This is a genomic window from Intestinimonas sp. RTP31139st1_F5_RTP31139_211217 (genome assembly GCF_040226735.1).
In the GTDB taxonomy this organism is placed as follows: domain Bacteria; phylum Bacillota; class Clostridia; order Oscillospirales; family Oscillospiraceae; genus Intestinimonas; species Intestinimonas butyriciproducens.
This window is the reverse complement of record NZ_JBCOAQ010000049.1, coordinates 1-13,249: the sequence shown is the minus strand read 5'-3', so window position 1 is coordinate 13,249 and position 13,249 is coordinate 1. Positions and strand designations below refer to the sequence as shown.

The following is a 13,249-nucleotide window of genomic DNA, read 5'->3' as shown; positions in this document are numbered from 1 at the left end:
CCTACAAAATTCAGAGAGGCATCCATGTGCACCTAATTCAATTTTTTATGTGTCCAGAATTCTGGGTACATATCAACCATATGGTCCGGGCGCTCCGTTTTTAGATGGGATCAGCGCTGCAGTGTCTCCGCCCAGGCGGAATACTTGGAGATCTTTTCTCCGCATTGTGCGTGGCTTTCGCCCTGGGACAGAATATAGACCTTGACCTTGGGCTCGGTACCGGAGGGGCGAACCACCAGGTCGGTGCCGTCGGCCAGCTTGTACTTGAGCACGTTGGAGCCCTTGAGTTCCACCTCCTCCCGCACACCGGTGGAGACGTCCTCCAGGATCCCGGAGGAGTAGTCCTTTCGCTGGAGAACGGCCACTCCGGCGATCTCGCACAGGGGATGGTCCCGGAGCTCCCTCATAAGCGCGGCCATCTTCTTGAGGCCGTCCAGGCCCGGCATGACCAGGTTCAGGGTCTTCTCCCCGTAGAAGCCGTATTTTTCATAGAGCTTTTCCATCGCGGCGTAGAGGGTCAGGCCCTGCCCGTGATACCAAGCCGCCATCTCGGTGGCCACCAGGGCGGCGGTAACCGCGTCCTTGTCCCGGACATAGTCGCCCATCATGTAGCCGTAGGACTCCTCGTAGGAGAAAATGACCTTGCCCTCGCCGCTCTCTTCCAGGGCGTTTTTCTTTTCCGCCATGAATTTGAAGCCGGTAAAGGTGTCGAACAGCCTGACGCCGTTTTTCTCGGCCACCGTCCGGGCCATTTCGGTGGTCACGATGGTCTTGAGGGCCACTGCGTTCTCCGGCAGGGTGCCGGAGCGCTTTTTGGCGCCGATGAGATAGTCCAGCAGCAGTACGCCGGTCTGGTTGCCGGAGAGGGGGACGAAAGCCCCCTTGTCGTTGCGGACCATCAAGCCCATCCGGTCCGCGTCGGGGTCAGAGCCTACGATGAGGTCCGCCCCCTCGCGGTCTGCCAGGTCCACCGCCAGATAAAAGCCCTCCGGGTTCTCCGGATTGGGGGAGGCCACGGTGGGGAAATTCCCGTCCAGAACCATCTGCTCGGGAACACAGAGCACGTGCTTCATGCCCAGGCGCCTCAGGGCCTCGGGGATGAGTTTGTAACCGGTGCCGTGGAAGGGGGTGTAGACGATCTTGAAATCGTCGGCCACACGCCCCACGGCGGCGCGGTCGTTGACCTGCCCCATGACCCGGGAGAGGAACGCCTCGTCAGTCTCGGCGCCCATCAGGGTGATAAGGCCCTGGGAGACGGCGGCATCGTAATCCAACCTCTGAATGGAGGTAAAGAGGTCCAGCTCGGCCATTTTCCTGGCGATAGCATCGGCATGGTGGGGGGGGAGCTGAGCGCCGTCGGCCCAGTACACCTTATAGCCGTTGTATTCCTTGGGGTTGTGGCTGGCGGTGACGTTGATGCCGGCGATGCAGCCGTATTCCCGGATGGCGAAGGATAGCTCAGGGGTGGGGCGCAGGGCATCGAAGAGGCGCACGGGGATGCCGTTGCCGGCCATGACACAGGCCGCCTCCCGGGCAAACTCCTGGGAGTGGTTGCGGCAGTCGAAGCACACCGCCACGCCCTTTTGCGCAGCCTCCGGACCTTCCGCCAGGATGACCTCGGCAAAGGCCTGAGTGGCGTGGCGGATCACATGGACGTTCATGTTGTGGAGTCCCACGCACATGGTGCCGCGGAGGCCCGCAGTACCGAACTCCAGCGGGGCGAAAAAGCGGGCTTCCATCTCCTTGTCATCGCCGGAGATGGCCCGAAGCTCCTCCTTCTCGTCGGCGCTGAGGGCGGGGCTCTCCAGCCATTTCCGGTAGGTTTCCTGATAGGACATAGTGATTCCTCCTTTATTCTTCCGCGGGATTCTCCTCGGGGGACAGAATCGCCCTCGCCGCCTCCAGGAGGCTTTCAGGGACAAAAACCTGCACCCCGGTGAGAGAGGCTCCAGTATAGAAAAACGACATCTCGCCCAGTCCGGGTCGGGCGGTGTAAAAAGGGATGCCGAAAGCCTCCAGCTTGGACAGGGCAATGCCGCTGAAAGCAGGAAGATCCGCATCCCAGTCCAGAAGCGCGGCGCGCTCTGGCACTCCCGATGGGGACAGGGGCCAATTCTCCGTGCTCACAAGACACCCTCCTCTATTTGTGATAGCCGGACCCCTCGTTGATCTTAAAGACTCGATAGAGCTGCTCCAGCAGCATGATACGGGCCAGGTGATGGGGAAAGGTCATGGGGGACATGGACAGGCGCAGGACGGCGGCGTCCTTTACGCGCGGGGCCAGACCATAGGAGCCACCGATGAGAAAGACCACGCTGGAACGGCCCTCCAACATCCAGTCGGACATGCGCCGGGCCAGATCTTCGCTGGAGAGAAGCCGACCCTCCACACACAGGGCCACCGCCAGAGCGCCCTTGGGGATGCGCTGTAGAAGGGCCTCTCCCTCCCGGACGAGGGCTGCATCGATCTGAGCACGGGAAGGGCGCTCCGGCAGGCGCTCTTCCGGCAACTCCGCCAGATTCAGACGGCAGTATCCGCCCAGGCGCTTGACGTATTCGGCGGCAGCTTCGGTATAGAAGCGCTCTTTCAGTTTGCCCACACAGAGGATGGAAATATTGAGCATGGCAGTCTCTCCGATTCAGAGCGCATACGTGGGACCCGGCTCGGACCGGGGGGCCACGGCCAGGGTCACCCCGTCCGCCAAGGCGCCGCAGGCAGAGAGTATACGCTCCACGGCCGCCCTGGCGTGCTCAGGTGTGTTATTTTCGCTGCTCAGATGTGCGAGCACCACTGCACGGGCGCCGTGGGCCACAGCATCCCGGGCCAGAGCGCCGCCCGCTTCGTTGGAGAGGTGACCATGGTCGCCCAGAATGCGGCGTTTCAGCGCATATGGGTAGGAGCTGGACGCCACCCAGTCTGGATCGTGGTTGCACTCCACCACCACCAGCCCGGCCCCCGCCATCCCGGCGCGGACCTGATCGGTGACAAAGCCCAGGTCCGTGACCACGGCGGCCTTCTGCTCTCCACAGGAGACGGCATAGCCCATGGGCTCGGCCGCATCATGCAGGGTGGGAAAGGTCTCCACATCCAGACTGCCCAGGGTAAAGGAGCCCCCCGGGGCACAGGCATGGAGCACATCCTCTAGGGCAGCGATGCGGTAACAGAGCTGGCGGGCGGTGCCGGGACTGGCATAGACCGGAAGCCGGAACTGCTTGGTCAAAGTGGCGAGCCCCGAGATGTGGTCCGTGTGTTCATGGGTGATGAGCACGCCGGAGAGGGATTCCGGCTCCACCCCCAGGGCGCGGAGAGACCGACAGATGCGGCGGCAGGAGATGCCCGCATCAATGAGGATGTGCTCGCCTCCTCCCGAGAGCAGGATGCAGTTCCCGGAGGAACCGCTGGCCAGAGTGGTGAGTGTCAGCAAGGGAATCGCTCCTATGTATCAGAATTTATCCGGCGAAAGATCGGCGGTCAGCCAGCCGCAGCCGAGGTGCACCCACGCATCCGGTGAAAAAACAGAACAGGGGAAATCAATGAAAGACGGCCCCCCAACAAGACAAAGCGGGCGGCGGCAGAAAGCCGCCGCCCGCGCCACGGTTCATCCAACGGAAGCCTGGGCTTTTTCCTCCTCGGGGGTGACCACCACGCGGATGTCGGCCCCCAGGCCGGAGAGCTTGCGGACGATATCCTCGTAGCCGCGCTCAATATACTGGATCTGATCCACCTCTGTGGTGCCGTGGGCGGCGAGGCCGGCGATCACCATGGCGGCGCCGGCCCTCAGGTCGCAGGCCTGCACAGGCGCGCCGGTGAGCCTGTCCACCCCTTCGATGACGGCGACCTTTCCATCCACCTGGATCTGAGCCCCCAAGCGGTGGATCTCGTCCACATAGCGGTAGCGGCTGTCCCACACGCCCTCGGTGATCACGCTGGTCCCCTCGGCCAGACACAGGGCAACGGCAATCTGGGGCTGCATATCAGTGGGGAAGCCGGGATAAGGCAGTGTTTTGATATTGGTGCGGGAGAGACGGCGGGCGGGATCGCGGCGCACCAGCACCGAGTCGTCCCCCTCCGTGATCTCCACCCCCATTTCCTCCAGCTTGGCGGTGATACAGTCCAGATGCTTGGGGATGACATTGCGGATGCGCACTTCGCCGCCGGCAGCGGCCACAGCGGCCATATAAGTGCCCGCCTCGATCTGATCGGGTATGATGGAGTAGACACCTCCGCCCAGACGTTCCACCCCACGGATCTTGATGACGTCCGTGCCCGCGCCCATGATATCGGCCCCCATAGAGTTGAGGAAATTGGCCAGATCCACGATATGGGGCTCCTTGGCCGCGTTTTCAATGACAGTCATGCCGTCGGCCAGGGCGGCGGCCAACATGATATTCATGGTGGCCCCTACGGAGACGATGTCCAGATAGACCTGGGCGCCCTGCAGGCGACCGTCCTTCGCGCTTGCGTTGATATAGCCGCCTCGGACGTCCACGTCGGCGCCCATGGCCACAAAGCCCTTGATATGCTGATCAATGGGACGGGCGCCCAGATGACAGCCGCCCGGAGGTGGCACCTGGGCGGCCCCGAACCGGCCCAGCAGCGCGCCGATAAAATAATAGGAAGCCCTGATCTTGCGAGCCATCACGTCGGGTACCCTGGCATTGCGGACGCGGGTGCAGTCGATGTCCACCGTGGTACGGTCCACGGTGCGGACATCTGCGCCCAGTTCCTGGAGAATTTTCAAAATAAGGGTGACGTCGCTGATCTGGGGAATGTTCTCGATCCGGCACACGCCGTCCACCAGCAGGGCGGCAGGAATGATGGCCACCGCGGCGTTCTTGGCGCCGCTGATCTCGATATCTCCGTACAGCGGTTTGCCCCCGTGAATCACATACTTCGTCAAAACCGCACCTTCTATCCTCATTCGCCGGACCCGCTTGCCGCCGGGTCCGCGTATCAACGGCCGGACCATCCGAAATCCGGCCGATTTTCTCATTCTCTTGCGGCCTGCGCGACGGCAGCCCACTCCAATGCAATGGTATTATAACATCCCTAGTATGCAAAATCAAAAGAAATTTTACACGAATGTTACAGCATTCTCTGCTGGAAATATTTCCGGAGGAAATTTGCCCAATTTTTCCGGTTTTATTCCATTTTCTCGGGAAAATAATGTAGCAGGACGGCAAGCGCTTCGCCGGTGAGGAGCGTGCTGCCGTGCTCTCCCAGGCGGCTGGACAGGAAGGGGGAGGAGTCGGCGGGACCGGTAAACTCGGAGAGGAGGCAGGCGGCCCGCTCCGCGTCGGCGGGCAGGGAGAGCCAATAGACCCCGTCGCACCACACCAGATCGCCCTCCGGCGCCGGATTGCCCAGGGCGCGGGCGGCGGCCAGGACTTCTTCCAGGGAGCGGAAGGTGAACCAGAGCCGCCGGGGCGGCTGAAAACGGGCGAAGACCAGGACGCCGCACAGCTCGGGGTATGCTTCGATCTCAAGCGTGCCCTCCACAGAGATACCAGCCTGGGAAAAGGCCTCTCTGGTGAGACGGAGGGCCAGCTCCTCGGTGAGATCCTCGGGGGTGAGGCCGTGCTCCCGCAGGTCGTCGGGGGTGAGGTAGAGCGCCACACTGGCGGCGCCGATGGGTTGGATGGTCATAGGGGTCCTCCTCCTAAAAAAGCGGCGTTGGGGCAGAGTATGATTATAAAGCGCCGGAGGCACGCCGGGTAGCTGTAATGATTGGAGAAAGCGGGAATGATTGCAGTTCGCCCCGGTCTGTGGTATACTAATTTTTACTTATGCAGAGATGCGGACAGGAGCGTTACGTGTGGAACTGTATGAAAAGACCATATCCAGCGAGACTGTTTTCAAGGGGAATATCGTGGAGCTTCGGGTGGACAGGATCGAACTGCCCGACGGGAGGCCGGCGCGGCGGGAGGTGATCGCTCATCCCGGCGGCGTGGCGATTCTGCCCTATCACGACGATGGTACCGTTACCGTGGTGCGGCAGTTTCGGTATCCCTTTGGGCGGGTGGTGACCGAACTTCCCGCCGGAAAGCTGGAGCGGGGAGAGGATCACAGGGTCTGCGCCCGGCGGGAGCTGGAGGAGGAGACCGGCCTGACGGCCGGAACACTTACCTACCTGGGCTGCCTGCTGGCCTCACCCGGATATTCCGACGAGGTGCTCCACATGTATCTGGCCCGGGACCTGAAAACGGGGGAATGCCACCCGGATCAGGATGAATTTCTGGAGCGGGAACGGGTGCCGTTCGAGACGCTGATGGAGCAGGTGATGCGGGGCGAGCTCCAGGACGCCAAGACCGTGGCGGCTTTGATGAAGACCAAGCTTCTGCTGGGACTGTGAGCAAGAGCGATTGGGCCCGCTGTGACAATCAAGACGAAAGTGAGGCGCGATATGGCAAAGAAGATTCTGATCGTTGAAGACGAGAAGAACATTGTGGACATTCTCAGCTTTAACCTGACCCGGGAGGGGTACACCGCGTTGGAGGCTTATGACGGAGAGGCGGGGCTGCAGCTGGCCCTGGAGCAGGACCCGGATCTGATCCTTTTGGACCTGATGCTGCCCAGAAAGAACGGGTTTGACGTGTGCCGGGCGATTCGGGACGCGGGCAGGACCACGCCGATCATTATGCTCACCGCCCGGGAGGAGGAGACCGACAAGGTGCTGGGGCTGGAGCTGGGGGCTGACGACTATATCACCAAGCCCTTCTCCATGCGGGAGCTGCTGGCGCGGGTAAAGGCCAATATCCGCCGCAGCGGTATGGCGGCCGTGGGGACCTCCGCCCAGCCGTCCGTCGGCGGACGGCTGGAGCTGGGGCGTATCTCCATCGACGCCGAGCTCCTGATGGCCTATAAGGACAACGCGCCGCTGGACCTCACCCAGCGAGAGTACGAACTCTTGAAATTCCTGGCGTCCAACCCCGGCAAGGTGTTTTCGCGGGAGGCGCTGATGGAGAACGTGTGGAACTATGAGGGCTATGTGGGAGATGTGCGGGCCGTGGATGTGGCCGTCCGCCGCCTGCGTGAGAAGGTGGAGGACGACCCGGCATCCCCGCAGTTCGTGGTGACCCGCCGGGGCCTGGGCTATCTCTTTAACGCCTGAGCACACGCCGGGCGCAAGGTGCACAGGGATATCCCGATCAGATTTACGAAAGGGGGCGCCCGCCCCATATGTTCCGAAGCCTGCATATGAAATTGGTGCTCATCATGGTGCTGCTCATCGTGTCCCTGATGACCGTGGTGGGCGCCTTTCTGATGAACTCCGTGGTGCGCTTTTATCTGAACGATTTCAATGAGCGTATGACCACCATGTTTTCTGCGGAGAACATGGATTTTTACGAGGCCCTGACCGAGCCCTATGACGGGGAACAGGACGGTGTGGAGGGCCTTCAGCGCGTGCTCAAGGCCAATATGGGCGAGTTGGGGGTAGACGGGCGTACCCGGAATTACTTCATCCTGGACGGCACCACCGGCATCTGTCTGGCTGGCTCGGATGAGAAGATGGGGGAAAGCCTGGAGAGCAGTCCCAACGTGCTCAAGAGCCTGCGGACGGGCGAGCCGGCCTCCAGCAGCGATGTGACCGCCTCCTATATGGACGCCGCCATACCCATTACCCGGGGGGAGGTCCGCTATATCATCTATATCTATGACAACCGCCAGACGGTACAGGAGCTCAACAGCTCCCTCTTCATGCTCATCATCCAGGCCCTGATTTTCGGCTTGGTGAGTTCAGTGCTGCTCTCTTTCCTGCTGGCCAAGACCATGATCACGCCCATCGAGCGCCTGACCGACGGCGCCAAGCGCGTGGCTTCGGGTGACTTCTCCCATAAGATCGAGGTGGGGTCTAAGGATGAGATCGGCATTCTCACCACCAATTTTAACATCATGGCCCGGCAGCTTCAGTCCACAATCCGGGAGGCGGAGAACGAGCGCAACAAGCTTGATACCCTCTTCCTCCACATGACGGACGGCGTGGTGGCCTTCAACAAGAGCGGAAAGGTGATCCAGAAAAATCCCGCCGCCGAGGACATGCTGGCCCGGCCCATCGGGGAGGAGACTACTTACAGCGTGCTTTTTGCGGACGCGGCGCCGCTGGAGCAGGTACTCTCGCTGGAACAGCCCGGCTATCTGGGACAGGAGCGGTCTGTGGGAGAGCGAAGCCTGGAGCTGCTGATGGCGCCCTTCGACCAGGAGAGCGACGAGGGCGGCGTCATGGTGGTGATCCACGACGTTACGGAGCAGCGGCGGACGGAAGAGCTGCGCCGGGAATTCGTGGCCAATGTATCCCATGAGCTGCGCACCCCTCTTACCAATATCCGCAGCTATGCCGAGACGTTGACGGACGGGGCGGGGGATATCCCGCCAGAAATGGAGAAAAACTTCCTCGGGGTCATCCTGAACGAGTCGGACCGGATGACCCATATCGTCCAGGATCTGCTGACACTCTCCCGCTTTGACTCCGGGAAGAGCGAGATCAGGCTGGCCCCCTTCGCCTTCGAACGGGCCGTCCGGGACATCTATAACGCCGTGCTCATGGAGGCCCAGCGCCACGGTCACACCCTGATCCTGGACTTAGAGGAGAGTCTCCCCGATGTGGTGGGGGACCGGGACCGCATCCTCCAGGTTATGATGAACGTAGTCTCCAACTCCATCAAATATACCCCTGACGGCGGGCGGATCGAGATCACCGCCGGGCGGTCCGGCGACAAGGTGTGGATGCAGGTCACCGACAACGGCATCGGGATCCCGGAGGAGGACCGCCCCCGTATTTTTGAGCGCTTCTACCGGGTAGACAAGGCACGCTCCCGCGAATCCGGCGGCACGGGCCTGGGGCTCTCCATCGCAAAGGAAATCGTGGACCGGCATGAGGGGACCATCAGACTGGTGGACCGGTCCGGACCCGGACTCACCGTCCGCATGGAGCTGCCTGTGGGGGGGCCCTCCCATGTCTGAGAAAAGAAAGCGCCGTCTGACAGAGTGGGGGAAAAGTCTGCTCATCGTCCTGCTGTCCGTTTCGGCCCTTTACCTGGTGGGGCGCACGCAGTTTTACATGGACGGCTCCGCCATCGGCCAGAGCTGGCTCTCGTCGGTCCTCTCCATCCTGCCGGGCGGGGAGGAGACGCAGCCCGCCCAGTCCGTGGCGGTCTGGAGCGAAGGGACGGCGGTGCGTCCGGTCCGCGCTGTGGTCACCAGTCCTCACGGGCACTCCGGCATTCAGTACGATCAGGAGAGCGTGGAGCGGCTGTTCAGCAGCTTTGCAAACCCTCTCTCCGATGCGCTGGCCGGATGCTCCGCGCCGGAACAGACCACGGCCGCAAAATTTCAGGCCGCGCTGGGGTCCAAAAATCCCGGCGTCTATCTGGACTTCCTGGGTGGGGTGCCTCTGGCCGACCTCTCCGCCTGGCTCAGCGGTGGGCGCGCGCCCAACCAGGCGCTGACGGACACCGCCCGGCGGCTGCTCCTCACCGTGACCGACGAGGGAGACGTGGTGCTGTACTATATCAATGAGGATACCGGCCTGTACTATGCCTGTGAAACTACCCGGGATCTGGCGGAACGGCTGTCCCAGCTCGTGGAGGGCATCTCCCCCAACGGGGCGGCCTTTGCCTTTGAGAGTGGAGGGCCCTATGCGATCTTGGACCCATATACGCTGCTGGAGGGAGGGGCCACACCCCAGCCCGGCAGATATGCCTCCTCCAATCCGGTTCCGCTCCCGGCGGACACCGGTGGCAGCTACGGCGCGGCTTTTGACGCCTTGGTCCAGAGCCTGTCCTTCCACGCCCAATCCATGTCCTATCCCTACCGGAACGCCGTGGCCGTCCAGGAGGGAGCCGAGCGGCTGCATATCTTTAAAAACGGCCTGGTCACTTATGAGGCCGCCGACTTGGAGGATCCCCGCTTCCCGGTCCAGGGGGAGGGCGAGAACCTTACCCATTGGGAGATCGTAGGCAGCGCCTGGGCTTTCGTGGAGCGCACGCTCTCGCCCCTGTGCGGAGAGGCCCGGCTCTATCTCATCGGCACCGAGGAGGGCGAGGCAGGCGGCACGGCGGTGCTGATCGGCTACCAACTGGACGGCGCCCCCGTCTTGGTGGGCCGGGACGGCTACGCGGCCCGGGTGGAGATCTCCGGCGGCGCCATCACCGCCTTCCGCCTCCAGCTCCGGACCTACACCTATCTGGAGGAGGGACCCATGGTACTGCCTGAGCTGCAGGCCACGGCGGCGCTCTCCGCCCTGGAGGGGGGCGGCTCCGAGCTGATGCTCTACTATCCGGACACCAGAGGCGACACCGTCACCGCCGCTTGGGGCGCATTTTGACGGAGGGAAAGGAGGCGGCGCCGCGTGGAGTGGTCCAAACTGAAAAATATCATCATTATCATGCTGGCCGCCGTGAACCTCTTCCTGTTGGTACTGGTGGTCCATCGCCAGTGGGAGAGCCGTAGCTCCTATGAGAGCGCCAGGGAGGACGCCCTGGCCGTGCTGTGGGAGACCAGCCGCATTCGTCTGGAGCGTGAGATCCTGCCCGAGGAGCTGGACCTCACGCCCATGAGCGTGACCCGTGACCCGGAGCTGGAGGAGACCCAGGCCGCCGCGCTGCTGGGGGAGCTTACCGCATCTCCGCCGGAGGCCCTGCGCTATGTGGGGGCGAAGGGGGCCGCGCAGTTTTATGTGGACGGAGAGTTCTCGGCGGAGTTCCGGACAGGGGCCTACCCTCTGGCGGGGGCGGAGCCCGAGGAGTTCGCCGTGGACCTGCTCGCAACCATAGGCTTTGAGGCACAGGTCATGTCGACGGAGGAGAGCGGCGGAGAGACGGTGGTGACGCTGCGGCAGTGCTGGGAGGGAACACCGGTATTCGACCGCACCGCCGTCTTGGTATTCCGGGACGAGGAACTGAAAAGCATTCAGAGAAACGTCAGCTACCGGCTGACGGGCATTCCCAAGCAGGAGGGCACGGAGCAGCCCATGAATCTGGTAACGCTCCTCATGAGGTTTGTGGATTACGTGAACCGGAACAGCCGGGTCTGCAATGAGATCACCGGCTTTACTGCGGGCTATCTCCTGGACAGCAACGCCCAGTCCGACCCGGCCCTGCTGATCCCCGCCTGGTATGTGACCACCGACCAGGGCAGCTACTTTTGGAATGCCATTACAGGCGAGATCACCCCGGAGGGATAAAGCCTCCGCCGGGCATCCGGGTCCGGGGGGACATACGCGCAAAAAAACGCGGAGACCTGCACGGCGGCAGGGCTCCGCATTTTTACAGCCGGCACGGCTTACGACCAGTCCTTCCAGATTTCCGGGCAATAGCCCACCGTTGCCTGCCGCCCGTTGCGGACGATGGGGGTCTTCAGCAGGCGGGGGACCTCCAGCAGCTTTTCCAGCTTGTCCTCCTCATAGGCCAGGTAGGTGAGCAGCGCGGCGTCAGGGTGCTTGGCATCGATGAGGGCATCCAGACCCACCGCATTTTTCACACTTTTGAGTTCGCCGGGGCTGATGCCGTATTTGAGAAGGTCCACGGACTGAAAGCTGATCCGCCGCTCCTTGAAGTATCGCTCCGCCTTCTTGGTATCAAAACACTTGGATTTGCCAAAAATCTGAATATTCATTGGCTCATTCTCCTAAATAGGTAAATCTGGGTCCGGAATAGCCGTCCCGTTCCACGTGTTCGCTCCACATGGAGGCGGGGCGTACCCAGACGCCCCGCTCCCCGTACAGGGCCTGATAGACCACCAGCGGCTCCAGCGTCTCGGAATGGGCGGCGTTGTAGAGCACCCGGTATTCCTTGCCCTTGAAATGGCGGTACAGGCCGGGCCTGACGGGCTCGGCCTTGGCAGGCCCGGCATCACGGCCCACCAGATAGTCCAAGCTGACGTGGTAAAAGTCCGCAATTCGGATCAGCGCGGAAGCGGGGACGGCAATCTTGCCGAGCTCATATTTGGAATAGGTCGTTTGCCGGATCCCGAGTTCCGCCGCCAGGGTCTCCTGCTTGAGATCATGGTCCTCCCGCAAATCTCGCAGACGTGTGAACATGAGATATCCCCTCCCTTTATACCATACAATACTCCTGATACGACTATTTAAAAAAGTCGTATTGGGACTAAAGATTTGCGGCGCCTTCCGCCATGACGCAGAAATGCGGCCCCGTGGGATCTGCTCCAAAGGGGCGCAGGTCAGGAAGCACAGCACAGAGGGCTTTCGTGTGTTAATTTTGTCCCGGAGGGCAATACTAGGGAAAATCGCCTTTTAAGAGAGAGGATGGTTTTCCTGTGAAAGCAGTCATTATGGCGGGAGGCGAGGGCACCCGTCTGCGCCCCATTACCCTGGGGCTCCCCAAGCCCATGGTGCCCCTTCTGGGCAGGCCGGTCATGGAGCATATCATCGGCCTGCTCAAGCGCCATGGGATCACGGATATCTGCGTCACCCTCCAATACATGCCCGAGGTGGTGCAGAGCTGGTTTGGAGACGGCGCGGAGCTAGGGGTGCGCCTGACCTATTTTGTGGAGCGGGAACCCCTGGGCACGGCGGGCAGTGTAAAAAACTGCATGTCCCACCTGGGGGAAGACGACTTCCTGGTGATCAGCGGGGATGCCGTGTGCGATCTGGACCTGTCGGCAGCCATGGGCTTTCACCGGGCCAGCCGTGCCGACGCCACACTGGTCCTCTACCGCCACCCGGAGCCGCTGGAATACGGCCTGGTCCTTACTGACGATACCGGACGGGTGGAGCGGTTCATTGAAAAGCCCAGCTGGGGCCAAGTCTTTACCAACACAGTGAACACGGGGATATACCTGCTTACCCGGCGGGCCATGGACCGTGTGCCGGAAGGGCGGGCCTGCGACTTCGGCAAGGATCTTTTTCCGGCGCTTCTGGAGGAGGGCGCTCCCCTATATGGGCACATAGCGGATGGCTATTGGTGCGATATGGGGGACTGCGGCGCCTATCTGGCCTGTACCGCCGACGCGCTGGGGGGCAAGGTGACGATGGATATGGGACTTCCCCAGCGGGGCCCCGGCATCTGGGCGGCGGAGGAGCTGCCCGGTGGGATCACGGTGGTGCCGCCCTGCTGGATCGGGCCGGGGGCCTCTATTGAAGAGGGGAGCCTCCTGGGCCCCCATGCCGTGGTAGGGCCGGGAGCCTTCGTCGGCCGGAGGAGTCTGGTCCAGCGCAGTGTCCTGATGGAAAATGCCAAAGTCGCGGAACGCTGCACGCTGTACGGCACCATCCTGTGCCGCGGCGCCGCGG

General features: G+C 62.2%; 14 protein-coding genes and 1 pseudogene. 6 read left to right on the top strand and 9 right to left on the bottom strand.

Annotated elements, in window-relative coordinates; translation table 11 throughout:
• Positions 1–110: 110 nt before the first annotated feature.
• The 6 genes from ABUA09_RS16745 to ABUA09_RS16720 form a co-directional block, all read right to left on the bottom strand.
• Positions 111–1,838, bottom strand: coding sequence for a phospho-sugar mutase (locus ABUA09_RS16745; protein ID WP_279204800.1), 1,728 nt, complete (start codon positions 1,836–1,838; stop codon positions 111–113).
• A 13-nt stretch (positions 1,839–1,851) separates the two neighbouring features.
• Complete coding sequence (locus ABUA09_RS16740; RefSeq protein ID WP_033118079.1) at positions 1,852–2,127, bottom strand: hypothetical protein; 276 nt, start codon at positions 2,125–2,127, stop codon at positions 1,852–1,854.
• A gap of 13 nt (positions 2,128–2,140) precedes the next feature.
• Positions 2,141–2,623 carry a 23S rRNA (pseudouridine(1915)-N(3))-methyltransferase RlmH gene (gene rlmH / locus ABUA09_RS16735; protein ID WP_033118078.1) on the bottom strand — a complete coding sequence of 161 codons (483 nt, stop codon included), beginning with the start codon at positions 2,621–2,623 and terminating at the stop codon, positions 2,141–2,143.
• Between the two features lie 15 nt (positions 2,624–2,638).
• A complete protein-coding gene (locus ABUA09_RS16730; protein WP_033118077.1) occupies positions 2,639–3,424 on the bottom strand; it encodes an MBL fold metallo-hydrolase in 786 nt (261 codons plus the stop codon).
• A gap of 174 nt (positions 3,425–3,598) precedes the next feature.
• A complete protein-coding gene (murA, locus tag ABUA09_RS16725; RefSeq protein WP_033118076.1) occupies positions 3,599–4,900 on the bottom strand; it encodes a UDP-N-acetylglucosamine 1-carboxyvinyltransferase in 1,302 nt (433 codons plus the stop codon).
• A 242-nt stretch (positions 4,901–5,142) separates the two neighbouring features.
• Positions 5,143–5,646, bottom strand: a complete 504-nt coding sequence (locus ABUA09_RS16720; protein ID WP_208319824.1) for a hypothetical protein — start codon at positions 5,644–5,646, stop codon at positions 5,143–5,145.
• 169 nt (positions 5,647–5,815) lie between these two features.
• Here ABUA09_RS16720 and ABUA09_RS16715 point away from each other — a divergent pair, with 169 nt between their 5' ends.
• The 5 genes from ABUA09_RS16715 (at position 5,816) to ABUA09_RS16695 (ending at position 11,182) form a co-directional block, all read left to right on the top strand.
• Positions 5,816–6,352, top strand: a complete 537-nt coding sequence (locus tag ABUA09_RS16715) for an NUDIX domain-containing protein (protein ID WP_058118429.1) — start codon at positions 5,816–5,818, stop codon at positions 6,350–6,352.
• 51 nt (positions 6,353–6,403) lie between these two features.
• On the top strand, positions 6,404–7,111 hold the full coding sequence (locus ABUA09_RS16710; RefSeq protein ID WP_033118073.1) for a response regulator: 708 nt from the start codon (positions 6,404–6,406) through the stop codon (positions 7,109–7,111).
• 68 nt (positions 7,112–7,179) lie between these two features.
• Entirely contained in the window at positions 7,180–8,961 is a 1,782-nt protein-coding gene (locus ABUA09_RS16705) for an ATP-binding protein (RefSeq protein ID WP_349949547.1), read from the top strand.
• Positions 8,954–10,324 carry a hypothetical protein gene (locus ABUA09_RS16700; RefSeq protein WP_058118427.1) on the top strand — a complete coding sequence of 457 codons (1,371 nt, stop codon included), beginning with the start codon at positions 8,954–8,956 and terminating at the stop codon, positions 10,322–10,324. Before ABUA09_RS16705 ends, ABUA09_RS16700 begins: the two co-directional genes overlap by 8 nt.
• A gap of 24 nt (positions 10,325–10,348) precedes the next feature.
• Positions 10,349–11,182: a two-component system regulatory protein YycI gene (locus ABUA09_RS16695; RefSeq protein WP_033118070.1), complete on the top strand. Its 834-nt coding sequence runs from the start codon at positions 10,349–10,351 to the stop codon at positions 11,180–11,182.
• 98 nt (positions 11,183–11,280) lie between these two features.
• Here the strand turns inward: ABUA09_RS16695 and ABUA09_RS16690 are convergent, their stop codons facing one another.
• The 3 genes and pseudogenes from ABUA09_RS16690 to ABUA09_RS16680 all read right to left on the bottom strand — a co-directional run.
• Positions 11,281–11,613 carry an arsenate reductase family protein gene (locus tag ABUA09_RS16690; RefSeq protein WP_033118069.1) on the bottom strand — a complete coding sequence of 111 codons (333 nt, stop codon included), beginning with the start codon at positions 11,611–11,613 and terminating at the stop codon, positions 11,281–11,283.
• 4 nt (positions 11,614–11,617) lie between these two features.
• A complete protein-coding gene (locus tag ABUA09_RS16685; protein ID WP_052082729.1) occupies positions 11,618–11,860 on the bottom strand; it encodes a DUF1653 domain-containing protein in 243 nt (80 codons plus the stop codon).
• Between the two features lie 9 nt (positions 11,861–11,869).
• Positions 11,870–12,037: pseudogene (locus tag ABUA09_RS16680) on the bottom strand (helix-turn-helix domain-containing protein); the annotation flags it as partial.
• A gap of 236 nt (positions 12,038–12,273) precedes the next feature.
• Here ABUA09_RS16680 and ABUA09_RS16675 point away from each other — a divergent pair.
• Positions 12,274–13,249, top strand: a 976-nt coding sequence (locus ABUA09_RS16675; protein WP_349949546.1) for a nucleotidyltransferase family protein, incomplete at its 3' end; no start/stop codon positions are given.

Excerpts from the sequence above, each read along its gene's own strand:
- ABUA09_RS16690 (WP_033118069.1), bottom strand. The coding sequence starts at position 11,613 with ATGAATATTCAGATTTTTGGCAAATCCAAGTGTTTTGATACCAAGAAG.
- ABUA09_RS16700 (WP_058118427.1), top strand. The coding sequence starts at position 8,954 with ATGTCTGAGAAAAGAAAGCGCCGTCTGACAGAGTGGGGGAAAAGTCTG.
- ABUA09_RS16745 (WP_279204800.1), bottom strand. The coding sequence starts at position 1,838 with ATGTCCTATCAGGAAACCTACCGGAAATGGCTGGAGAGCCCCGCCCTC.
- ABUA09_RS16720 (WP_208319824.1), bottom strand. The coding sequence starts at position 5,646 with ATGACCATCCAACCCATCGGCGCCGCCAGTGTGGCGCTCTACCTCACC.
- ABUA09_RS16710 (WP_033118073.1), top strand. The coding sequence starts at position 6,404 with ATGGCAAAGAAGATTCTGATCGTTGAAGACGAGAAGAACATTGTGGAC.
- rlmH (WP_033118078.1), bottom strand. The coding sequence starts at position 2,623 with ATGCTCAATATTTCCATCCTCTGTGTGGGCAAACTGAAAGAGCGCTTC.
- ABUA09_RS16705 (WP_349949547.1), top strand. The coding sequence starts at position 7,180 with ATGTTCCGAAGCCTGCATATGAAATTGGTGCTCATCATGGTGCTGCTC.